The sequence below is a fragment of the Ensifer sp. Root31 genome (assembly GCF_001424825.1).
Lineage (GTDB): Bacteria > Pseudomonadota > Alphaproteobacteria > Rhizobiales > Rhizobiaceae > Ensifer > Ensifer canadensis.
This window is the reverse complement of the sequence record NZ_LMCO01000007.1, coordinates 107806-129142: the sequence shown is the minus strand read 5'-3', so window position 1 is coordinate 129142 and position 21337 is coordinate 107806. Positions and strand designations below refer to the sequence as shown.

The window sequence follows — 21337 nt, the reverse complement described above, 5'->3', positions numbered from 1 at the left end:
TACTAATTTAATAGTAACTGAATGTTCAGCGATATTCCATGATAAAATGAAAGCACAAGCCGATGAGCAAGACAGAACGCGGCATTGCCCTGGTCACGGGCGCTTCCTCAGGCATTGGGTTGGTGACAGCACGAGCGCTGCGGCACGATGGCTACCGTGTCTTCGGTACCAGCCGAAAGCCGATGCCCGATACCCCGGACGGGATCACGATGCTGATCTGCGATGTAACCGATGACGCATCGGTGCAGACAACCGTCGACGAGGTTCTAAGTCGCGCAGGACGGATTGATCTTCTTGTCAACAATGCCGGGATCGGACTGCTCGGCGGCGCTGAGGAATCCACGACGAAACAGGCGAAAGCCGTCTTCGACGTAAACGTGTTCGGCATCATACGCATGACAAATGCGGTGCTGCCCACGATGAGACGGCAGCATCGAGGACGGATCGTCAACCTCAGCTCCATACTCGGGCTGATCCCCGCCCCCTACAATGCGCTCTACGCATCGACCAAACATGCCATCGAAGGCTATTCGGAGTCTCTTGACCACGAAGTGCGAACGCAAGGCATCCGCATCGTGCTTGTCGAGCCCGGCGTAACCCGCACATCCTTCGAAGAGAACATCACGCGACCGGACCGCCCGCTTGCCGTTTACGACACGGTTCGCGCCGACGCGGAGAGGCTGATGCGCGACATCGTCGCGAAGGGCGATGCACCCGAGGTGGTCGCCGAAGCCGTCGTAAGGGCCGCCAATGCGGCATCGCCCAAACGACGCTACACCGCCGGAAAAGCTGCAGGACAAGTCCGTTTCATGCGTCGCTTCCTGCCCGAGTCCATCGTCGACAAGAACCTTCGGAAGTTCAGCAGACTTCCCGATTGAGCTGTCGCCGCCGCACTGCTGGCGCTGCCGGCTCACCATAGAAACGAAAGTTAGTCTGATGAAATCATTCCTGATCGATCGCTATCTGAAAGGCGGCGCTCTCCGGCTCGGCGAAGGCCCACAGCCGGAGTTGCGTGAGAACGATGTCATGGTTGAGATTCATGCCGCCGGCGTGAACCCCTTGGACAATAAGATCAGGGACGGAGAGTTCAAGGTCATCCTTCCCTACCGCCTTCCACTGGTGCTGGGCAACGATGTAGCGGGCGTGGTGGTCAGGGTCGGGGCCAATGTCCGGCGATTTAAGCCTGGTGACGAGGTCTATGCACGCCCGGCCCAGGATCGCATCGGGACATTTGCAGAGTACATCGCCATGGACGAGGCCGATGTAGCGATGAAGCCGAACAATCTGAGTATGAACGAGGCCGCATCCATTCCGCTTGTTGCCCTGACAGCATGGCAGGTGCTTGTCGAGCGGGCCAACTTGCAAAAGGGACAGAAGGTCCTGATCCATGCCGGCTCCGGTGGTGTGGGCGCGATCGCGATCCAGCTTGCCAAGCATCTTGGGGCATATGTGGCGACGACCACGAGCACACCAAATATCGCTCTTGTGAAAAGTCTCGGCGCAGACGTCGTCGTCGACTACAAGAAGGATGACTTCGAGAAAGTGCTGCAGGGCTATGACGTCGTGCTGAACAGCCTAGGGAGGGAAACGCTGGAGAAATCCCTTGCTGTTCTGAAGCCGGGCGGGAAGCTGATTTCGATTTCCGGTCCGCCCGATCCGGACTTCGCGCGGCAGAACGGTTCTGGCTGGCTGCTTCAACAGGTCATGCGCCTGCTGAGTTTCGGCATCAGGAGAAAATCGAAGCGCCGAAGGATCAGCTACTCCTTCCACTTCATGACGGCCAACGGTGGGCAGCTTGGTCAGATCACCTCCCTGATCGACACAGGTGCCATACGACCGGTAGTGGATCGGGTCTTCCCGTTCGAGAGGACCAACGAGGCGCTGGACTATGTCGAAACGGGGCGTGCCAAGGGGAAAGTCGTCGTCGCTGTGAAGTGACGTCTGGGGTCCGGTCCGATTGCCGTTAGAGGAAGCAACTACCTTTAGGAAGGCGATTAGCGCAGCGGCCAGACGGCGATCAGCGCCGGCACACTGACGATGACAATCACCACCGAAAGCGGCAGGCCGAGGCGCGGATAGTCGCTGAACTTGTAGCCGCCCGGGCCCATGACCAGCGTGTTGCACTGGTGGCCGATCGGGGTCAGGAAATCGCAGCCTGCGCCAATGGCAACCGCCATCAGGAAGGCTTCGGGGCGGTAGCCAAGCGTGGTCGCGAAACTGGCGGCGATCGGCGCCATGACCAGGACGGTCGCGGCATTGTTGAGGAACGGCGTCACTGCCATGGCGGCGAGCAGGATCAGCGTCAGCGCCCCGGCCGGCGGCAGGCCCGCGGCAATCGTGCCGAGCCAGCTGGCGATCACGTCGGTGCCCCCTGTCGTGCGCAGCGAATCGCTGACCGGGATCAGCGCTGCCAGCATCACCAAAATCGGCCCGTCGACCGACCGGTAGACGTCGCGCAGCGGAATGATGCGGAAGATCACCATGGCAAGGGCCGCGGCGAAGAAGGCGATCGGGATCGGCACGAGGCCGACGGCCGTCGAGCCCATGGCGGCGGCAAGAACGAGGAGCGGCAGCGTCGCCTTGCGGATGGTGCCAAGCAGGATCTCGCGCTGCGCCAGCGGCAGGCAGCCGAAGTCCTGCAGGAACGACGGCAGTTCACGGCGCGCGCCCTGCAGCACGACGATATCGCCGGCCCTTAAGCGAATGTTGCCGAGCCGCTGCTTCAGCCGCTCGCCCTGCCGGCTGACGGCAAGCAGGTTGATGTTGTGGTTGCTGAACAGCGCCAGGCGCTGCGCGGTCATGCCTTCGAGCGGCGAGCCGCCGCCGATCACAGCCTCGACCGCCTCGATCTCCGCGCCGGTCTTTTCGCTGGATGACGGCGAACGGTCGCCGGAGATCTTCAGCTTGGCCTGCGAGACGATACGATCGAGCGCATCCGGCCCGCCTTCGAGCAGCAGGATATCGTCGGCCTCGAGCTTGACGTCAGGCAATGGCGCCACATGCAGGCCGCGCCGGAACATCGCGGTGACGACGGCACCGCCGTCGGCAATCTTGACGAGTTGGCTCAGCGACTTGCCGATCATGGGCGTACCGGCGGCAACCACCGCCTCCGAGGTATAGTCTGTGATCTCGATCGCCGCCTGCACCGAGACATGCTGGCTCGTGCGCTGCGGCACCAGCTTGTAGGCAAACAGCAGGAAGACGACACCGACGGCAGCAAGCGTGGCGCCGACGGGGGTGAAATCGAACATGGTGAAGCTCTCGCCCGTCAACTCCTGGCGCACGCGCGAAACGACGATATTGGGCGAGGTTCCGACCTGGGTCATCAGCCCGCCGATCAGCGAGCCGAAGGCCATCGGCATCAGGAACACCGAGGGCTGGACGCCGGAACGGCGGGCAAACTGGAACGCCACCGGGATCATGATCGCCAGCGCGCCGATATTCTTGATGAAGGCGGAAAGCACCGTGACCGTGATGACCAGCAGCGCAAGCTGCGCCCGGACCGAGGAAATGTTCGGCAGAAACCGCTGGATCGCCGCATCCACGACACCGGAGCGCGCCACCCCGGCGCTGACGATAAGGGCGCTACCGACGATGATGACGATATCGTCGCTGAAACCATCAAAGGCGTGATCGAAAGGCACGATGCCAACGGCGACCGAAAGCATCAGGGCGGAACAGGCAATCACGTCATATCGAAACCGCCCCCAGATGAAGAATGCCATCATGGCGCCGATGACTATAAACGCGAGGGACTGTTCGGCGGTCATGCAATACCTGGGTTCGGCAGAAGGACTGGGCGACAGCAGAGCGCGCGACAGGCGCTTGGGGCCTGACGCACAATCCGACGGGAAGTTCACCCAAGGACTACCGCATGTTTCGCCAAATCGGAATTCGCCGCAGCGACAAATCTGGGTATGAGCGCGAAACGCATCGGGTTGGCGCGGCGAACTCGCAACCTGCCCTCTTCCCACAGCTGACGGTGGAAGGCTTGTACCAATGGGCCAGCGTGGCCATCAACGGCGAAGCTGTGGGCAAGCTGCATGTTGCCGCCGGGCCGTTCGGAAGACGGAAGGTCCTGCCCAGCAAACACGGCCGGGAGATCCCTCTCCCGCCCCTCAGACTGATGACAAAGTCATCCATATGACCTGTTCGACATTCGGGCGCCTTCACGGCGCTCAAAGCACCCTCATTCCTGTGCCCGTCACAGGAATCCAGTCAGCCCAAGTCCTTGGGCTGAAAGGTCTTTCGACCTGACAGACGTCAGCTCGCTGGATTCCGGCACAGGGCCGGAATGAGGGAGAACTGGGTGAGCCTCCCGTTAGACAGGATTCTCTGGGGTATGTCGGCAATCTAGAGCATGTCGTGCAAAAGTGCGCAGCGGCTTTGTGATGACGACATGCGCAAAAACAAGAGCTTAAAGGGCAGCAAGCGAATCCTGGAGATCGCGACGCGCTTTAGAGCCGGGAGATCCCTCTCCCGGCCCTGTGTTGGTCGATTGTTGCTGTGTCGTTCGTCGCCGACGATCAGTTGGCGGTTTCCGCCGCCTTCTCGATGAGATCGGCGACCGCCTTCGGATTGGAGACATAGACGGCGTGGCTGCCGGGCACTTCGACGACGGTTGAGCCGGCGCGTTTGGCCATCATCTGCTGGGCAGCCGGCGGGATCATGCGATCTTCACCCGCAACCAGATAGTAGCTCGGCTTGGTCTTCCAAGCAGGCTCGGTGACGGCGCCGGCCAGCGCTTCGACGCCCCACGGAACCTGGGAGTCTGCCATGAAGGCGGCCGTCTCGGCATCGACGTCAGCAGCAAACGATGCGGCGAACTTTGCCTTGTCGAGGAACAGGAAGCCATCGACCGGCGGCAGGATTGGCGGCACCGGCGCGCCGGCCGGCGGGTTGGCAATCAAGGACGAGACCGACTCGCCCTTATCCGGGGCGAACGCGGCGATGTAGACGACCGACTGCACCTTCTCATGGGTGCCGGCTTCGCTGATGACGACGCCGCCATAGGAATGCCCGACCAGCACCACCGATCCATCAGCCTTGTCGATCGCCTGCCTTGTGGCAGCGACGTCGGCGGCAAGCGAGGTCGTCGGGTTCTGGACGATGCTGACGGTGTAGCCGTCCTTCTTCAGGATGTCGTAGACACCCTTCCAGCCGGCGCCATCGACGAAACCGCCATGGACGAGAACGACGTTCTTTGCGCCTGCATCAGCGGCAAACGCGGTGGTGCCGGTGGCGGCCAGGGTGAGCGAGGCGGCGGCGGCAAGCAGAGATGTCTTCAACATTTGCGCAACTCCTTAATTTGTTAGCGCGATAGTTGTTATCGCGGTAATCATTAGATATGCCTTACGCGATCACCTGTCCAGCATTTTATTATCGCAATAATGGTTTTCGTGCTAAGCTCATGAAAAGCCACGGACTTAAATATTGGAGACGACCATGACCGAACCCGCACCGCTTCCGCTCGACAGCCAGCTCTGCTTCTCGATCTACTCGGCAGCGATCGCCATCAATCGCGCCTACAAGCCGATGCTGGACGCGCTCGGCGTCACCTACACGCAGTATCTGGCCGTCAGTACACTGTGGGAACAGGACGGCTTGAGCATATCGGCGATTGCCGATCGGCTCGGCCTGGAACCGAGCACCATCACCCCGGCAGTCAAGCGGCTCGAGGCGGCCGGTTTCCTTTCAAGACGCAGAAGCACCGTCGACGAACGGCTGGTCGAGGTTTTCCTGACAGAGAAGGGCAAGGAGCTTCACCCCAAGACCGCATGCCTCACCGACACGCTGCTGCGTCGTTCCGGATTTACCGTGCCCGAGATGATCGATCTCAACGAAAAGGTCCAGATGCTGCGCGACGGCCTCACCCGCGAAGAAGCGTAGAAACATGCAGCAATTCAAAGTGCTACAGCGAGCTTTGCGCGTCTAATGAGACACGCGGCCACCGAGGGTCCTGTCGCCATCGGCAATCGCCGCACGGAAACTTGGAAATTTCCGTTGAAGCGCTACACTTTAGAGAAAGGTGCTGGATTATCGCCCGCAGGCGCCAAAGTAAGTCGTAACGCCCTGGAAGTTGCGCATGGCGTCGGGCAGAACTCCGATCCGCCTTCTGCATAGTCGAGGACCATCGATATGAAACATGCTCTTGCCGCCCTTTCCGTCGTCCTCCTTCTCAGTGGTTGCACCACTGGTGTTCAGACCTACGGCTACTCGCCGAACCTTCAGCCGATCCCCGGCAGCATCACCTATGGCGGCCAGCCTCGCACCAAGTTGAAGAAGGCGCCGGTCGGCAGTATCGTGCCGCACCAGTTCTTCGACCAATTCGGCCGTCAGGTCTTTGAGACCTACGTGATCGAACCGGATCGCTCGCTGCGCCTCGTCAGCCGCCGCTGGAGGAGCCTCGACGTCTTCGGTGACTTCGACTGATTGCGGGGCCTACCTTGCGGCAATTGAGCTTGCCGAGGCGATCGGCTGCCTCGCCTCTTACTGGCTTCCGCCGTTGAACTGCTGCAGTACCCAATCCCTCAGCACCTGCGTTGCCGGCCGCTCGGCAGCCCGCGGACTATAGACCAGATCGTAGCGGTAGCTTTCGAGCGACAGTGCAAACGGCTGGACGAGTATGCCGGAGGCAAGTTCCTCGGCAACCAGGGTCAGGCTCAAGAGACCGATGCCCTGCCCGGCCACGACCGATTGCACCGCATGGATCTCGTCGGTGAAGGAGAGGCCGCCAGCCGGGTCGATATCGGTGACGCCTGCGTGCCTCAGCCATTGCCGCCAGACCGGCGCCCGCTCGTCGTCGCGCCGCGCCGGCCCCCAATCGAAGTGAATGAGTGTCGTCTCTCGCAGCGCATCGAGGGACATCGGCGCCAACCGCGGCGCACAGACCGGCGCGAAACGATCGGCGAAAAGCGGCTCGGAAAGCAGGCCGGGATACTGCCCGTCGCCATAGCGGATGGCCGCGTCGGCATCGGCATCCAGATCCACCGTCCTGTTCGAGGCGTCGAGGCGCAGGTTCCAGTCCGGATGAGCGTCGCGAAAGCTGCCGGCGAGCGGTGCCAGCCGCTTGGCGACGAAGGCGACGGTTGAGGTGAGCCGCGCCACCTTGGTGTCACGGCTGCGGCGCAGTTCGCCGATCGCCTGCTCGAAGCGGTCGAGCCCATCGCGTAGCACCGGAAACAGCGTCTGCCCAGCCGGCGTCAGCCGCACCTGGCGCGTGCCGCGCTCGAACAGCTTCAGCTCCAGCAGATCTTCAAGCTGGCGGATCTGATGGCTGACGGCCGTCGCCGACACGTTCAGCTCGTCCGCCGCCTGCTTGAAGCTCAAGCGGCGGGCGGCCGCTTCGAAAACCCGCAATGCGCCGAGCGGCGGCAATTTTCTCATGACGGCAACAAATGACTTGAATTCATCTGTCGGCTGAAAAATGGTCTTTTGTCAGCCGGGCGAAGCCTCATCATATTGAGTTCAGCAGCCAAGGCAACGCCGCCAAGCTGAGTTGAACTCAAGCATAGAGGGATTCCCCGTGTTTCTCGAACAGGTCATCACCAAGCCCGATCCTTACGCGCCATTCCTGCTTTCGCAGGCGATCAGGGCCAACGGTTTCGTCTTCGTCTCCGGCCAGGCCGCAATCGGCGACGATGGCGAAATCGTCGGTGAGAACGATTTCGACCGTCAGGCCGAGCAGGCCTTCCGCAATCTCGACCGCGTCCTGACTGCTGCCGGCTCCAGCCTTTCCAAGGTCGTGAAGGTAACGATCTTCCTGCGCTCGATGGAAAACTTCGGGAAGATCGTCGAGCTGCGCCGCAAATGGTTCTCGGCACCCTATCCCGCCGACAGCATCATCGAGGTCTCCTCGCTCTATTCGCCGAAGGCGATGATCGAGATCGAGGCGATTGCGCTGACCGAGGATCGTTGAGATGAACGCGCACAGCACGGTCGCCTCGCCGATCCTGACCGGAACGACGCTCAAAGGGCTGGCCTTCGGCAACCGGCTTTCCGTCGCGCCGATGACCCGCATCAGCGCCACTGCCGAGGGCGTACCGACCGAAAGGATGGCGCACTACTACCGGCGCTTCGCAAAGGGCGGCTTCAGCCTCCTGACAACTGAAGGCATCTATCCCGACAAGGCCTATGCGCAAACCTATAGGGACCAACCGGGACTTGCCGACCGGAAACAGGCGGAAGGCTGGAAGGCGGTCGTCGATGCGGTGCACGCCGCGGGCGGCCGCATCTTTGCCCAGCTTATGCATGGCGGTGCGCTCGCCCAGGGCAATCGCTTCCGCAGCGACACAGTCGGACCCTCGGCACTGCAGCCGAGAGGCAAACAGATGGTCTCCTACCACGGTGAGGGTCTCTATGCCGAGCCGCGGGAGATGGATGGGACGGAGATTGCCGAAGCGATATCAGGCTTTGCGCAAGCCGCCAGGCTTTCCATCGATGTCGCCGGTTTCGACGGCATCGAGATCCATGGCGCCAACGGCTATCTGCTCGACCAGTTCTTCACCGATTACACCAACCGGCGGCAGGATCGCTGGGGCGGCGACATCGGCAAGCGGTTGGGCCTGAGCCTCGCAGTGCTGGACGCGGTTCGCAGCGCCGTCGGCGATAAGGTGCCCGTCGGCATCCGCCTGTCCCAGGGCAAGGTCAACGACCCCTTACATAAATGGGCGGAGGGCGAAGAAGGTGCTGCCATCGTTTTCAAGGCGCTGGCCACCAGTCCCGCCGACTTCGTACACGTGACTGAGTTCGAAGCCTGGCAACCGGCCTTTGCTTCCGGCGGCAGATCGCTGGTCTCCCTTGCCCGCCAGCATGCGCCCGATCTGTTCGTCATTGCCAATGGCGGTCTGCACGATATCGCCCGCGCCGAGCAGGTGCTGCAGGCCGGCGCCGATATGATCGCGCTCGGTCGCGGCGCGCTCGCCAATCCCGATTGGCCGCGCATCGCCACTGAGAAGCGCGAGGCCCGCCCGCTGAAGCTGGAAATGCTGTCGCCGATCAGCGACATCAAGGACAGCGAGCTTCAGCTTTGAGCCAAGAGAGGCGGCGCCACAACAAGGCGCCGCCCTGGCCTGGCAGCTGACAGGCCTGCTTTGAGCGTAGGAACATCCCCAGTCCCTCATTCCGGCCTTGTGCCGGAATCCAGCGACCCGACGTCTGTCGAGTCAAAAGACCCTTCAGCCCAAAGACTTGGGCTGGTCCCGCAGTTCCTACGGAACTGCGCGAGATCTCTGTGACAAGCACAGAGATGAGGACGGTTTAGGCATTGCCATGGCAAGAACCCCTGATCCAACGTTGGCCATTGCGCCTGGTGGCGACAGCGGCCTCGCCCCCTACGCGCCCGCGACGAAGCGATACGCGGCACCGTTCCGTTCGGCCCGCCCGATGCCGGGATAGCCCCAGTGGTAGCCGAGCAGCGTCAGCTTTTCCGTTGCTGCCCGGTCGATCAGCGTCTTGCGGGTTTTCAGCGCCTGCTCCGGATCGGTATCGAAACCGAAGTGCCAGTCCGGGTGCTCGAAGAAGACAATATTGCTGGTTGCCGCATCGCCTGAGATGACGAGCCCGTTGTCGCCGGCAAGTTCCAGCGAGATATGGCCCGGCGTGTGGCCGCGCGTGTCGAGCACCTGCATGCCGGTCACGATCTCGTCGCCCGGCTTGACCAGCGTCAGGCGCTCCTTGACCGCGAAAAGATCGCGCTGCGCACCGCGGGCAAAGCCGTGCAGCGCCTTCGGCATGACCTTCTCGTAGTCGGGGTTCGTCCAGAATGCCCATTCGCGCTCCGAGACGAAATATTGCGCATTCGGAAAGGTGAGCTTGCCGTCTGCCCCGACCGTGCCGCCGGCATGATCCGGGTGGGCATGGGTAAAGACCACCTTGGTCACATCCGCCGGATTAATACCTGCAGTCGCCAGATTGGCCGCAAGCTTGCCGGCACTCGCCTGGAAATTGCCGCCCGATCCGTTGTCGACGACGATCAGGTCCCTGCCGGTGCGGATGAACGGGATGTTGGTGTGGAAGGGTGCGCCCTCAGGCGTGCCGCCGAGCCGGCGCATGATTCCGTCGCGCTCCTCCGGCGCCGCATCCGGTAGCACGATGCTGACCGGCAGCGTCAGGAAGCCGTCGCTGACGACGGCGATATCGAAAGCCCCATGGGTGAAGCGGTGGGTGTCTGCGGCGTAAACGCCCTTCGGCAGCAGCGGCAATACAGCGCCCGCTACGGAGCCGGCGAGAAAGGAACGGCGGTTGAGGCCGGAGGTTTTGTCGTCTGTGCAGGTCATGGATCGGTTCCTTCTGTTTTGAGCGAGAGCAACCGGCCGGCAGCGCGTTTCCGCGGCACCGGCCGGGGGCCGAGGGTCAAGACCGTGCAAATTCGAGCAGGTCAGCGTTGAGCTGGTCCTTGTGGGTGTCGGTGATGCCGTGCGGCGCGCCGGGATAAACCTTCAGGGTGGCGCTCGGCACCAGCTGCTTCGAAGCGCGGGCGGCCGCATCGATCGGCACGATCTGGTCGTCGTCGCCATGGATGATCAGCGTCGGCACGTCGAACTTCTTCAGGTCCTCGGTAAAGTCGGTCTGCGAGAAGGCGACGATCGAGTCATAGGTGTTCTTGTGCCCGCCCATCATGCCCTGCAGCCAGAAGCTGTCGATCATGCCCTGCGAAGCCACGGCACCCGGCCGGTTGAAGCCGAAGAACGGACCCGAGGCGATATCGCGATAGAGCTTGGAGCGATCCTTCAGGCTTGCCGCCTGCAACCCGTCGAACACCTCCTTCGGCAGCCCTCCGGGATTGCTGTCGGTCTTGACCATCAGCGGCGGCACCGCCGAGATCAATCCGGCCTTGGCGATACGGCTTGTTCCGTGACGGCCGATATAGCGGGTGATTTCGCCACCGCCGGTGGAGAACCCGGCGAGGAATATGTCCTTCAGATCAAGCGCATTGATCAGGTCGGCAAGATCGTCGGCATAGTGATCCATGTCGTTGCCGTCCCAGGGCTGAGAGGAGCGGCCATGGCCGCGCCGGTCATGGGTGATGACGCGGAAGCCGTTACTGGCGAGGTGGAAGGCCTGCGCCTCCCAGCTGTCCGATGACAATGGCCAGCCGTGGCTGAGCACGACCACCGGGCTCTCCTTTGAGCCCCAGTCCTTGTAGTAGATCTCGACGCCATCGCGGGTGATGATGCGGCTGCCCATGGTCGTTACTCCCAATGTGTCGGATGTGGTGCTTGATGCGGTTTCGGCTTTCGCCGGGCGAATGACGGCTGGAACGGCGGCGGCTGTGGCCGCGGCGCCAAAGGCAGCCGAAAGAACTGTGCGGCGCGAAAGGCCAGTGGAGACTGCTGTGGAAACTGCTTCTGCTTCAATCATTGTCCTGCCCTCTTCCATCTCGGTTGACCGGCGATCTCCGTTCCGGAGCGCTGGTTGAATTGATAGAATGACCGGCCTACCCTCTCGACCGGCAAAGCTGACAACGATGGGGGCAGAAGTGACAAAACCACTCGAAAGCGAACCGGCGGAGATCGGCATCGTCGTTTATCCGCGCGCGCTGAAGTCGGCGGTCCATGGGCTGACCGACATGTTCCAGGTGGCCGGCATGCAGGCGACAGAACAGGGCGGCGCACGCGCACCTCGCATCCGCGTCAGCCACTGGCAGCTTCAGGAGGATGGCTCGGTCGAAAAGACGCTCGACACCCACCCCGGCCCCTCCTCGGGTCTCGTCGCGCTGATCCTGCCGCCGACGCTGGCGGAGCTGCCCGTAGGCGGGCGCATGGGCCAGCTGCCCGCCTTCGTGCGCGAGCAGCATGCCGGTGGCACCACTGTCTGCTCGGTCTGCGGCGGCGCCTATCTGCTGGCGGAATCCGGGCTCGCCGCAGGTCGCACGATCACCACCCATTGGTCGCACCAGGACCTGATCGCCGATCGCTACCGCGATGTCCGTGTCGATACCGACAAGCTATTGATCGACGAAGGCGATATCATCACTGCCGGTGGCATGATGGCCTGGATCGATCTGGGGCTGAAACTCGTCGACCGGTTCCTTGGAACCAATGTGATGCTGGCAACCGCCCGCTTCATGATCATCGATCCCGGTGCCCGCGAACAGAGCTACTACAGCGTCTTTGCGCCCAAGCTCGACCACGGCGACAGCACGATCCTGAAAATCCAGCACTGGCTGCACGGCGCCAACACCAAGGGCGTGACGCTGCAGATGATGGCTGAGCGCGCCGGGCTCGGCGACCGCACTTTTCTCCGGCGCTTCCAGAAGGCGACCGGCTTCAACCCGACGGAATATTGCCAGCGGTTGAGGATCGCCAAATCACGCGACCTGCTCGAGCGCTCGCACCTGTCGATCGAGCAGGTTGCCTGGCAGAGCGGCTACGACGACACCAACGCCTACCGCAAGATCTTCCGCAAGATCCTCGGCCTGTCGCCGCGGGAGTACCGGTTGCGCTTCTCGGTGTCGGACGGCACGCGACGGCCGGCCATGGCAGGACTTGCAGCCGCCGCGCCCGCCTGATCTGCACGGCGTCGACGCCGGCATGTTTCGCCAACACGTTTTCCGGGCGCCGTTAATCGCCGCTCGGCTTTCGCCCCAAGATCTGGCGCGCGCCGCTCTTTGAAAAAGGCTGCACCAGCTGGCCGACAAAGCTGCGCGACACCTTGCCGGTGATGCCGATGTCGGTGGAGGATGGCCGGTCGGGATTGAAGTAGGTGCCGAACAGCTGGTCCCAAAGCACGATGTTTTCGCCGTAGTTGCTGTTGCCCTCGGCCATGTCCTTCGAATGGTGCCAGCGGTGAAGCCGTGGCGTCGAGAAGACCCAGTCAAGCGGGCCGGTGCGCATCTGGACATTGCAATGGGTCAGAAGGCCGGTAAAGGCGGTGACGGCACCGATCCAGAGGAAGACCTGCAGCGGCGCCCCGAGCAGATAGAGCGGCAGCTGGCTGAGGCCCACCTTCAGCAGGGAATCGACGACGTGAAAGCGGCCGGTGTTCAGCACCCAAAGCCGCGTGACACTGTGATGCAGCGCGTGGAAGCGCCAGAGCCCAAGCCGCTCATGCGCCAGGCGGTGAGCGGCATAGAGCCCGAACTCGGCAACGACCAGCCCGAGCACGACCTGGGCGAACATCGACCAATGTGCCGGCCAGATATGCGGCTGCGACCCGAAGAACGGCTGCGCGAAAATGGCGACCAGTAATGGAAAGGATGCACCGAACGCCGCCGCGATCTGCACGATCCCCTTCGTCAACATCGTATGGCCGAGATTGTTGAGCGTCTCGCCATCCGGAGCAAGCCAGGTCGGCTCATAGGGCATGATGCGCTCGAACAGCGCGATGATCGCCACCACCGAGAGGTAGACGACGTTGAACCAGGGCACCGGCGAGGATGTGGCAAAAGCCAATCCGGCTGCGGCCAGTCCGCCGAAATAAAGCGCCGGCCACAACAGGATGGAGACCAAGTATCGTAGCGGCGATGAAGAGCTAGCTTGATGAAAGACCATTATTTTTCGACCACTTTTCAGAAAATCGGAGGGATGCAATACGGCAGGGGGTTATCTCAGGAAATGTTCTAATCCTCGTCCTGCGGATGGTATCGCTCCATCAGCTCGTCGCAGGTATGCGCATGGCCATCGCTGAAACGTCCGTCGGTGCAGATCCGCCGGCGACGCTCGGCCCAACTCAATCCCTCCCGGTGCTTTCGCCAGCCGGGGTCGCCGCCGTCGTCAAGCCAGCGGCGAAGCTCCGCGCAGCTGCGCGGCCGGCCGTCACTGAAACGCCCGTCGCGGCAGGGATCCGGGCGATACTGAACGAACTGTCGCTCGAGTGCAAAGCGATCGTCGCCGCTCGCTTCGAGGCGGCTGTGTTCCATCTGGGATGACGCCCCGAGCAGGTGACATGCCAGCAGACCGATCCTGAGAAAACACATGGGATGACGCCAATCCTCATCGTTGGAGCATTGGCGGCAAACTCTACTGATTTCATTACACCAGCATTGCACTGATCCGGGGGCCGATTTCGCCCGTGCCTGCCTGGCCGTCGGCCCGGCCTGCCCCTTCTAGCATCGGCATTGCCGATCAGGCGCGGGTGATCACTACTGCATGTTTCCTCAAATCCTATTTGATTTAAGGATAAAAACAGGCAGCCATTCAAAGTGCTACAGCGACCTTTGCGCGTCTGATAAGACGCGCGGCGCTGTAGGCGCCTGACAGGAATACGACGCGAGCGGGCATCAAGGAAACGCCAGCGCGACAGCCCTGCCCTAGATCCAGCGGTCGTTCTGCGCTGTGCGCTCGCCGCCGGCATGACCGGTGTTCAAAACGCCACGCGGTTCTATCAGCAGCATCCGCACCTCGCTCTCTGCAAACGGCTTGTGCTCGACGCCTCGAGGCACGACGAACATCTCGCCAGGGCCAATCTGTACAGATCCATCGCGGAAATCGATCCGCAGGATGCCATCGAGCACGATGAACGTCTCATCCGTCTCGGGGTGGTCGTGCCAGATGAAATCGCCCTCGATGCGCACGAGTTTGAACTGGTAGTCGTTCATCTCGGCGATCACGCGCGGTTGCCACAGTTCCGCGATCATCTCCAGCTTCTCGGAGAATTTGATGGGCTTGCGGTCGGACGTCTCGATGCTTTCCGTCATGTCTTTCCTCATTTCGATGAAGTGCCAACATGCATGGAGCGCGGGCATCGATCTTGAACGATCGTGCGCAGATGGCGCGGTCTACCGCGCCGCGCGTCTTATTAGACGCGCTAAGGTCGCCGTAGGACTTGGAATTGCTGCCGACACCACGTCCGGGATGCAGGCGAATATTTCCGTATTGCCCGATAAGACGGCTGATGTATCTTGTCTCCCTTCGGCACTGGCTATGGACGTCCATGAAGGAGGTTCGAATGCATGATCTCCCGCAGACCTCGGGCAGACAATTAAGTCCGGATGACATCGAAATGCTGCAGCGGGTCTTCGACGCGACCTGCTTTGCCGCCCGCGTCCCACGCCGCGGCGAACGCGCCAACCGGCTGGCCAAATTCATCATGGATGAATTTTGCATCGGCAATGGCGACGAGCGCACGCTGCTGGAATGCGCGCTGTGGCGCGAACGGCGCCGGGTACCGCCAAGGACAGAAGAGACCGAAACCGTCGACATCTGGGTTGCCAGACCCGGCCGGCGCAGTCCGCATCAGCGCTGAGGCCGCCACAAAAAAATGCGGCCTCTCCGTGGATAACCGAGACCGCATTCAAGATTGATGTGCAATGGCTTACTCTACGCCTGTCTTGCCCGCAGGACCACAACTGCAACGGGTCGCGTGTGGCGATTTCTGACCTGCCACAGACGTTTCTCTATAACTGTCTGGTCGCGAGGCCGTCGCGGCGGCGCCCGAACGATGCAAGCTGAGAAAACAGGGCCGGCACATCCCAGAAGACGGAATTTTCAGCACCGTGGAACCACCGTTCGCGTCGCGAATTTAGCCTGCAGAACGGGAGGTTCATCATGTTTGCGTCAGATACGAAAAGACAGTTCGGCCGGATCGTCAAAAACTGGAATACACGATACGACCTGGAGGAATTCATCGCCGCCTCCGGCCTGCCGCCGCTGGAGGCACGCGAGATTTTCGCGAAGCACGGCCCCTATAAGGTGGAACTTGACCACCTGATACATGCGTGCACGACGATACAAGCCGACAGTGAGAAATGAAGGCTCCCGCAGTCGCACCTACAGCGCCGTGCGTCTTATCAGACGCGGAAAAGGTCGCTGTAGCACTTTGAATTGCTGCATGTTTTCATCCTTAAATCGAAAACGATTTATGGAAATATGCAGTAGGGAGGTCAAAATGCAGCATCATTCCAAACACTTCGATTGTGCATTCAATCCAGCTGAGATCGCCATGCTCCAGCGGGTTCTCAACACGGCCTGCCTTGCAGCAAGGATGCCGCGCAGTGACTACCGTGCCAATCGCCTGGCGAAATTCATCATCGGCGAATTCCGCTCCGGCACACGCGACGAGGCGGCCCTGTGCGAGCGGGCTCTGTGGTTCGAGCGCAGAAGCGAGCCGTGGTCGTTGGCTCCCGAGCAGTGACGTTGCAAGGCAACAAGGATGACCGGCGCCGGCATGACCTGCTATCGCTGTCGCGCTTTGAATTACTGCATGTTTCCTTAAATCGAATAGGATTTAAGGAAACATGCAGTAGCGATCCGGGATCGTTTCGCTATTGCCGCCATCTTGACGTGCAAAAGACGCCGGGGTTGCAAAGCAACCCCGGCCAAACCTATCCTATTGTATGGCAATCGCCTTTCGGCCTATCAAGGCGTCAAACGCCCTCACCTACAGCGCCGCGCGTCTCATCAGACGCGCAAAGGTTGCTGTAGCACTTTGAATTACGGCATGTTTCCTTAAATCGAATAGGATTTAAGGAAACATGCAGTAATCGGCTACGCAAACGTAGCCTTCGTACGCAGGCAAAGGCCAGGAACCGCCACAAGATTGGTTCGCTCACTCAGGACATGTTATAAACGCTCATGACCCAAACAGAAGAAGACCTGGAGCTTTCGGAATTGTCCGGCGAGTTTGCCGACGACGACGTCGTTGTTCATATCCGCATCTCGCGCCCGACGGGCTCCAATCTCGACTGGACGCTCGAGGTGATCGACGAGGAGGGCTACTCCACCGTCTGGGAAGATTCCTTCCCCACCGACCGCGACGCCTACGAAGAATTCCTCGCCACGATCGAACGCGATGGCATCCACACGTTCACCGAACATCCCGTCCAGACGCTTCATTAGGCTGGCCCGGTTGGACTGAGCCAATCGAACCATTTCCGCGGCCCCCTTCACGCCTCATGCTCTCACGCGCACATCAGTGACAGCGGCAGCTTGCCGCTGTCACGTTGCTTGGCTCACCCCTGTTCGGCCAAGGCAGAGCAGCAGCTGCGAACGACACCATCACCCCTTTCCGACAATGACGAATATGATCCGCCTTATCGCCTCGGCAAAGCTGACGCCAAGCGCCATCGCCGCTATGCCGGTAACACCAAGGGCGCCGATGCCCATCAGCTTCCAGCGTTTGACGTCGTCGGTCACCGGCTTCATCTCTGCAACGTCACCACCAAGCGTCGAGACCGAAGCCTCGAGATCACCGACGCGATCGACCAACTGGTCCATCCGCTGATGGACGCCCGCCCGACTGCTCGTCGCCTTATCCTCGGCACGTTGTGCGCCCTCCTCGATCCGCCGGATCGATTCCTGCAGACCGCGCATGCCCGCGACCAGCTCTCCGAGCTGGCGGTGCACGCTGACATCGATTTCAGCTGGAGACATCTTGACGCCCTCCGTGCCTTGCGCAGTCCGCCTTTGACCAGACTGCCGCGGCGCAGAGACCGACGACAGTGCGGTCGATCTTGCGCTGATCTGCCGGCGTCGCGCCGCGCGCGCCGACAAGGTCGACGCCGACGACGCTTTTAAGGCCGGTCACAGTCTTCGGCGCCGAAATCCCATAGCCCGCCAGCGCGAAGACAGGAATCGTAATCAAGGCGCATCTTTCGAGCGCGGTTCGCAGCGTCATCATTCTGCCTTTCAATCGCATGAAGAACGGACCGGGCGCCGTCCGCCCGGATCTCGAGTACGGCCCAGGTGACGGCAGCGAGCACAAGCCCGCCGAAAAGGATCTTTGGCCGGGCGATCATGCCGGATCGAGCCGCTTGCGAACGAAGAGGAAGGCGCCGATTGCGAAGGCAGCAACAATGATGCCGGCAAACACCCATTGCAGCGGGCCACTTCCGGTCAACGCAAAGCCGAGCGAGGACAGAATGCCCGCGAGCCAGGAGATATTCTCCTTTGTTCCGCTTCGGGCGGCTTCGGCGCGGCGATAACGGTGTTGGAGGCCACGAACTCGCCCTTGGCCCAAAGCCCGGCTTCGGCAGCTCGGCGATTGACCAACCCCTTCACGCGCTTGCCGCCGGCATTGACCCATTTCATAAGCTCGCCCGGCACAGCGTCATAGTCGCCGCCATTCAGTTTGTTCAGCAAAGTCGATTTGCCGAGGCGACCGGTGTTGAAATCGAACGAGACAAGCACGGCGAACTGGTTGTCGGAAAGCGGCACCTTAACGAGACGCAAGACCCGTTCCTCGAATGTCGCCAAATCCGCCCTCAGGATATCGTCTGCCTGCGCCTCGGAGATCACCATTCCCGGCGTCACCGCCGGAGCGCCCGCGGCGCTGGTATGGCCATAGCCGATGGTCCACACACCGGCGACGTCCCGATAGGCCTTCGTCTTCAGACCTTCCCACTGCTTGACGAGCGCAAGGCCCGCCGCGTTGATGCGTCGGTTCATGTTCATGTCGTTTGTCCTGTTTAGATTGGGAACCAGAAGCAACGGTAATGTGTTGCTACAGCGCCGCGCGTCTTATTAGAGGCGCAAAGATTGCTGCAGCACTTTGAATTGCTGCATGTTTCCTTAAATCGAATGGGATTTAAGGAAACGATCAAAGGGGAGATCTAGCCATGATGGATGCCGCATTCGTGAAGATGACCGCTTTGGTCATCGTGCTTGTCAGCTGTGTCATCATGGTGCAGCCCTACTGACAAGCGGCAATTCGCGGACAACATCTGTCGCGGCGCCTGCATCGCAGGGTCGCCGGTAACAGCCGCGTCCGACCGAATAGGACATGCGGACTCTCGCCGGTTTGGAGCCTTCCCAGGAAAAGTGCGAAGCGGTTTTCCGTCAGGAAATGCGTCGAGACAAAGAGATAGAGCGTTTCTACGACTCCGTTTAGACCGGAAACGCACTAGGAGACAGAGGGGGGCTTGGACGGCGACAACGAACCCAGCAACGTCTTGAGGCTTTCGCTGTCGGGTAAGCGTTTCTCGCCTCGGTCGTCACCGCATCTCGAGCGCAGGCCACGCAAGAACTGGGCGACATCGACGAGTTCACCGATCTCCACCCGCACCTGCGCCTCGATCGTCCTGTAGATCTCTTCGAGCTCTGCCGCTTCCCCCACATCGACAGAGCCGGAAAGGGTTGAAACCCTCGCCTTGAAATCATCCAGCAGCCCATCGAACTCGCTGGCGTCACGCGCAGCCTTGGCCTCCAGGCTCGCAATCAGCATGTCGAGAATATCCAAGTGCCGCCGCTCCACCGATTGCAGGTCGAAGGCCGCACGCAGGTCCTTGCGGGTGCGTTCGCCCTTGCGCAGATGGGCCTTGAGGCGGACGCCGTTCTCCGCGCAACGCCTCCTGATTTCATCAACGGAGAATTGGCCCTCCGCCAACTGGTCGAGAAAGGGCCGGATAAGCGCCGGTGGCGCAGTGATGTTCAGCGCTGCCGAATAGAGCGCCAAGTCGATCGAAGCATCCGGCATACGCTACCTCCGCCTCATAGGGGCCTCTGGACGCCAGACTAACAGCATCCCCAAAACGCAAGCGCAGTTTTGTCGACAATGCTTTCCTATTTGTTAAGCAGAATCACCGATCGTCCGCGTCGCGACATGAAAGTCGTCGGAGCAAGACCATGAGCTACGATTGGACCGGCGGACGCCGCCGCCGCATCACAGTGGCCAAGTACGGAGCCGCTCTCGCACTCGCGACACTTCTGGCAGTGCTTGCGGCCTCAATCGCCGTTTAGGCTCTGGACCCAATAATTTTGGCTGACATCTGATTTAGATTCTTCGCTGAAGGATCCGATGAGTGGTTTGTTCTTGTGGCTCTAGGGTCAAAACCCAATCAAGCCATTGAACATTCTTCGTTGCCATGATTCAATCACTCAACCAAAGGAGGACCATCTACAACCGGTTTCATCGCTGGTCGGCACGGGGAATATGGCGGCGGCTGGTTGAGGCTTTGGTCAAGTGTGGCGATGCGGATATTCATATGATCGATAGTACGACCGCCAAAGCGCATCGATCGGCAGCCGGAGGAAAAGGGGGGGCAGATGCGCATCCGTCATCTCGCCGATCTGGTTGACATTGACATTCACGTCCTTCGGCATCAGCGAGGCCACGGCCTTGAGAAAATCGTGCGGACTCTTTTCGATCAGCGCGTGGATCGCGGCCGCCCCCCGGCTCTCCCAGGCAACAAGCATGTCTTCGAGAAACAGCTCGCCGAGCTTGGTGCGCACCGCCTTGCGGGCGCGTGTCCGGACTGGTGTCGCCGCCCCCGGCACACGCGGCAGGAAGCGCCCGGTCTTCGGGTCCTTGGCTGGCTTACCGATGCTCATGATGATGGCTCCCATGCAGCGCCACGCGTCGATTTAAGGAAACATGCAGTAGCGCCGCAAAGCTCTCTAATGTCGCCCACGCACCCACGCGCCCGGCCATCGGCAATCAGGCAACAGCCACCCGATATCCACGGGGAATTGCATTCACCTACTTGACCTTAGGTTGTATTCTGTCACCAATACTAATTTACACGCAGCGCATTCGCGGCACGCTGGGCGGCCAAAGGCGCCTCGCAGCGGATATGACAGGCAGGTTGAAGACATAACACTTTCAAATCGCAGCATAATTTATCCGTTCGATCGATGCCGACTTTGAGGAATTATGCGATGAATAAGACGGGTGTCTGATGATCCAAAATGCAGTCAGAAGGTTGAAGACCATTTTTAAGCCGCGGCTCTCCGCCGCAAATGTCTCGCCAAGGTTGCTCGAACTCGCCACGTCAGGAAATCTCGACGCCCAGGCGGCGCTCGGCGAAATCTATTTCAACGATGGCCGCAAGGAAAACTACGCTGCGTCCTACCACTGGAACGGCCAAGCCGCCCGCCAGGGCGACGCCGCATCGCAAGCCCGCCTGGCAGCGATCGACCACAAGGGCATCGGTGTCGAGCCCGACCAGCAGGAGGCACTTCGCTGGTTGCGGAGCGCGCGCGCAAGGGTCATCACGGCGCCCGCCAGGTGATCGACAGGCGCAATCAGGACGACGGTGGCCCCGAACAGAACACGGCATCGGCCAGCCTGTGCGCAGCACTCGATCCCCGCGAAAGGCGCGAAGGACCCGTCGAAAGAAAGCCTGCGGAAAGCCTGTCAAATCAGGCGCTGGAGAGGGTCGAAGACGAACAGAGAGAAACTGGGCGCCGTTGAGTACAACGAGAGGTGTTGAGTACAACGAGAGGTGTCGCCCGGAAGGGCCGCCTGCCCCGCTAAAATGAAAAAGGCCGCTTCGATTACGAAACGACCATCCTGTAATATCCTTAGCCCGGTTCTAGGCGAATGGCAACCCTCTCGGACAAACTTTGTTCTATTTTCGTTCTTTTTTTGAGGCCGCACATTCCGGACCATGCCATCACGTGCGGCCAGGCGGTCTCAACGCGAAACTGACAAAGTCCCATCGACTTCGCCGACGGCTCCA

26 protein-coding genes and 1 pseudogene are annotated in these 21337 nt (G+C 61.0%); 14 read left to right on the top strand and 13 right to left on the bottom strand.

Annotated elements, in window-relative coordinates:
• The first annotated feature begins 62 nt into the window (after positions 1–62).
• Both ASD00_RS09515 and ASD00_RS09510 read left to right on the top strand, forming a co-directional pair.
• The gene (locus ASD00_RS09515) at positions 63–878 is read left to right on the top strand and encodes an oxidoreductase (RefSeq protein ID WP_025427448.1); all 816 of its coding nucleotides are present in this window, start codon (positions 63–65) and stop codon (positions 876–878) included.
• A gap of 58 nt (positions 879–936) precedes the next feature.
• A complete protein-coding gene (locus ASD00_RS09510; RefSeq protein ID WP_025427449.1) occupies positions 937–1938 on the top strand; it encodes an NADP-dependent oxidoreductase in 1002 nt (333 codons plus the stop codon).
• Between the two features lie 56 nt (positions 1939–1994).
• Here the strand turns inward: ASD00_RS09510 and ASD00_RS09505 are convergent, their stop codons facing one another.
• Positions 1995–3770 (bottom strand): SLC13 family permease, encoded by a 1776-nt coding sequence (locus tag ASD00_RS09505; RefSeq protein ID WP_025427450.1) that lies wholly within the window; start codon positions 3768–3770, stop codon positions 1995–1997.
• Positions 3771–3874: 104 nt separating this feature from the next.
• On the opposite strand from ASD00_RS09505, the gene ASD00_RS09500 reads away from it, so the two are divergent.
• A complete protein-coding gene (locus ASD00_RS09500) occupies positions 3875–4147 on the top strand; it encodes a hypothetical protein (protein ID WP_025427451.1) in 273 nt (90 codons plus the stop codon).
• 379 nt (positions 4148–4526) lie between these two features.
• Here ASD00_RS09500 and ASD00_RS09495 read toward each other — a convergent pair whose 3' ends face one another.
• Positions 4527–5291, bottom strand: coding sequence for an alpha/beta hydrolase (locus ASD00_RS09495; protein ID WP_025427452.1), 765 nt, complete (start codon positions 5289–5291; stop codon positions 4527–4529).
• A 154-nt stretch (positions 5292–5445) separates the two neighbouring features.
• Here ASD00_RS09495 and ASD00_RS09490 point away from each other — a divergent pair, with 154 nt between their 5' ends.
• Both ASD00_RS09490 and ASD00_RS09485 read left to right on the top strand, forming a co-directional pair.
• Positions 5446–5889 (top strand): MarR family transcriptional regulator, encoded by a 444-nt coding sequence (locus tag ASD00_RS09490; RefSeq protein ID WP_025427453.1) that lies wholly within the window; start codon positions 5446–5448, stop codon positions 5887–5889.
• Positions 5890–6138: 249 nt separating this feature from the next.
• Positions 6139–6432 (top strand): hypothetical protein, encoded by a 294-nt coding sequence (locus ASD00_RS09485; protein WP_025427454.1) that lies wholly within the window; start codon positions 6139–6141, stop codon positions 6430–6432.
• A 57-nt stretch (positions 6433–6489) separates the two neighbouring features.
• Here the strand turns inward: ASD00_RS09485 and ASD00_RS09480 are convergent, their stop codons facing one another.
• The gene (locus tag ASD00_RS09480; RefSeq protein WP_057206245.1) at positions 6490–7386 is read right to left on the bottom strand and encodes a LysR substrate-binding domain-containing protein; all 897 of its coding nucleotides are present in this window, start codon (positions 7384–7386) and stop codon (positions 6490–6492) included.
• 139 nt (positions 7387–7525) lie between these two features.
• On the opposite strand from ASD00_RS09480, the gene ASD00_RS09475 reads away from it, so the two are divergent.
• The gene (locus tag ASD00_RS09475; protein ID WP_057206243.1) at positions 7526–7918 is read left to right on the top strand and encodes a RidA family protein; all 393 of its coding nucleotides are present in this window, start codon (positions 7526–7528) and stop codon (positions 7916–7918) included.
• A 1-nt stretch (position 7919) separates the two neighbouring features.
• On the top strand, positions 7920–9032 hold the full coding sequence (locus ASD00_RS09470; RefSeq protein WP_025427457.1) for an NADH:flavin oxidoreductase: 1113 nt from the start codon (positions 7920–7922) through the stop codon (positions 9030–9032).
• A gap of 300 nt (positions 9033–9332) precedes the next feature.
• On the opposite strand, the gene ASD00_RS09465 is transcribed toward ASD00_RS09470, so the two are convergent.
• Both ASD00_RS09465 and ASD00_RS09460 read right to left on the bottom strand, forming a co-directional pair.
• Positions 9333–10277, bottom strand: a complete 945-nt coding sequence (locus tag ASD00_RS09465; protein WP_025427458.1) for an MBL fold metallo-hydrolase — start codon at positions 10275–10277, stop codon at positions 9333–9335.
• Positions 10278–10353: 76 nt separating this feature from the next.
• The gene (locus ASD00_RS09460) at positions 10354–11361 is read right to left on the bottom strand and encodes an alpha/beta hydrolase (RefSeq protein ID WP_057206241.1); all 1008 of its coding nucleotides are present in this window, start codon (positions 11359–11361) and stop codon (positions 10354–10356) included.
• A gap of 118 nt (positions 11362–11479) precedes the next feature.
• Between ASD00_RS09460 and ASD00_RS09455 the strand changes: the two genes are divergently transcribed.
• The gene (locus ASD00_RS09455) at positions 11480–12511 is read left to right on the top strand and encodes a helix-turn-helix domain-containing protein (protein ID WP_239637573.1); all 1032 of its coding nucleotides are present in this window, start codon (positions 11480–11482) and stop codon (positions 12509–12511) included.
• Positions 12512–12563: 52 nt separating this feature from the next.
• Here ASD00_RS09455 and ASD00_RS09450 read toward each other — a convergent pair whose 3' ends face one another.
• From ASD00_RS09450 to ASD00_RS09440, 3 genes are all read right to left on the bottom strand, one after another.
• Positions 12564–13493, bottom strand: a complete 930-nt coding sequence (locus ASD00_RS09450; protein WP_038576195.1) for a sterol desaturase family protein — start codon at positions 13491–13493, stop codon at positions 12564–12566.
• Positions 13494–13561: 68 nt separating this feature from the next.
• Positions 13562–13861 (bottom strand): hypothetical protein, encoded by a 300-nt coding sequence (locus ASD00_RS39860; RefSeq protein WP_156407972.1) that lies wholly within the window; start codon positions 13859–13861, stop codon positions 13562–13564.
• 390 nt (positions 13862–14251) lie between these two features.
• Positions 14252–14638 (bottom strand): cupin domain-containing protein, encoded by a 387-nt coding sequence (locus ASD00_RS09440; protein WP_038576197.1) that lies wholly within the window; start codon positions 14636–14638, stop codon positions 14252–14254.
• Positions 14639–14889: 251 nt separating this feature from the next.
• On the opposite strand from ASD00_RS09440, the gene ASD00_RS09435 reads away from it, so the two are divergent.
• From ASD00_RS09435 to ASD00_RS09420, 4 genes are all read left to right on the top strand, one after another.
• The gene (locus tag ASD00_RS09435; protein WP_025427464.1) at positions 14890–15186 is read left to right on the top strand and encodes a hypothetical protein; all 297 of its coding nucleotides are present in this window, start codon (positions 14890–14892) and stop codon (positions 15184–15186) included.
• Positions 15187–15488: 302 nt separating this feature from the next.
• Positions 15489–15692 (top strand): hypothetical protein, encoded by a 204-nt coding sequence (locus tag ASD00_RS09430; RefSeq protein WP_057206239.1) that lies wholly within the window; start codon positions 15489–15491, stop codon positions 15690–15692.
• Between the two features lie 136 nt (positions 15693–15828).
• Positions 15829–16074, top strand: a complete 246-nt coding sequence (locus ASD00_RS09425) for a hypothetical protein (RefSeq protein WP_025427466.1) — start codon at positions 15829–15831, stop codon at positions 16072–16074.
• A 440-nt stretch (positions 16075–16514) separates the two neighbouring features.
• Positions 16515–16778: a hypothetical protein gene (locus ASD00_RS09420; RefSeq protein ID WP_025427467.1), complete on the top strand. Its 264-nt coding sequence runs from the start codon at positions 16515–16517 to the stop codon at positions 16776–16778.
• A gap of 159 nt (positions 16779–16937) precedes the next feature.
• Here ASD00_RS09420 and ASD00_RS09415 read toward each other — a convergent pair whose 3' ends face one another.
• The 5 genes from ASD00_RS09415 to ASD00_RS09400 form a co-directional block, all read right to left on the bottom strand.
• Complete coding sequence (locus tag ASD00_RS09415) at positions 16938–17312, bottom strand: DUF1515 family protein (protein WP_038576200.1); 375 nt, start codon at positions 17310–17312, stop codon at positions 16938–16940.
• Positions 17299–17556, bottom strand: a complete 258-nt coding sequence (locus ASD00_RS09410) for a hypothetical protein (protein ID WP_025427469.1) — start codon at positions 17554–17556, stop codon at positions 17299–17301. The genes ASD00_RS09415 and ASD00_RS09410 overlap by 14 nt, the downstream gene beginning before the upstream one ends.
• Before the next feature lie 117 nt (positions 17557–17673).
• Complete coding sequence (locus ASD00_RS41575; RefSeq protein ID WP_225906311.1) at positions 17674–17778, bottom strand: LPXTG cell wall anchor domain-containing protein; 105 nt, start codon at positions 17776–17778, stop codon at positions 17674–17676.
• Positions 17775–18332 carry a lysozyme gene (locus ASD00_RS09405; RefSeq protein WP_225906312.1) on the bottom strand — a complete coding sequence of 186 codons (558 nt, stop codon included), beginning with the start codon at positions 18330–18332 and terminating at the stop codon, positions 17775–17777. The genes ASD00_RS41575 and ASD00_RS09405 overlap by 4 nt, the downstream gene beginning before the upstream one ends.
• Positions 18333–18780: 448 nt before the next feature.
• Positions 18781–19353: a hypothetical protein gene (locus ASD00_RS09400; RefSeq protein WP_025427471.1), complete on the bottom strand. Its 573-nt coding sequence runs from the start codon at positions 19351–19353 to the stop codon at positions 18781–18783.
• A 415-nt stretch (positions 19354–19768) separates the two neighbouring features.
• On the opposite strand from ASD00_RS09400, the pseudogene ASD00_RS41570 reads away from it, so the two are divergent.
• Positions 19769–19921 (top strand): annotated as a pseudogene (locus tag ASD00_RS41570) (IS5/IS1182 family transposase); the annotation flags it as partial.
• A 657-nt stretch (positions 19922–20578) separates the two neighbouring features.
• Entirely contained in the window at positions 20579–20887 is a 309-nt protein-coding gene (locus ASD00_RS09390) for an SEL1-like repeat protein (RefSeq protein WP_162249721.1), read from the top strand.
• Positions 20888–21337 lie beyond the last annotated feature (450 nt).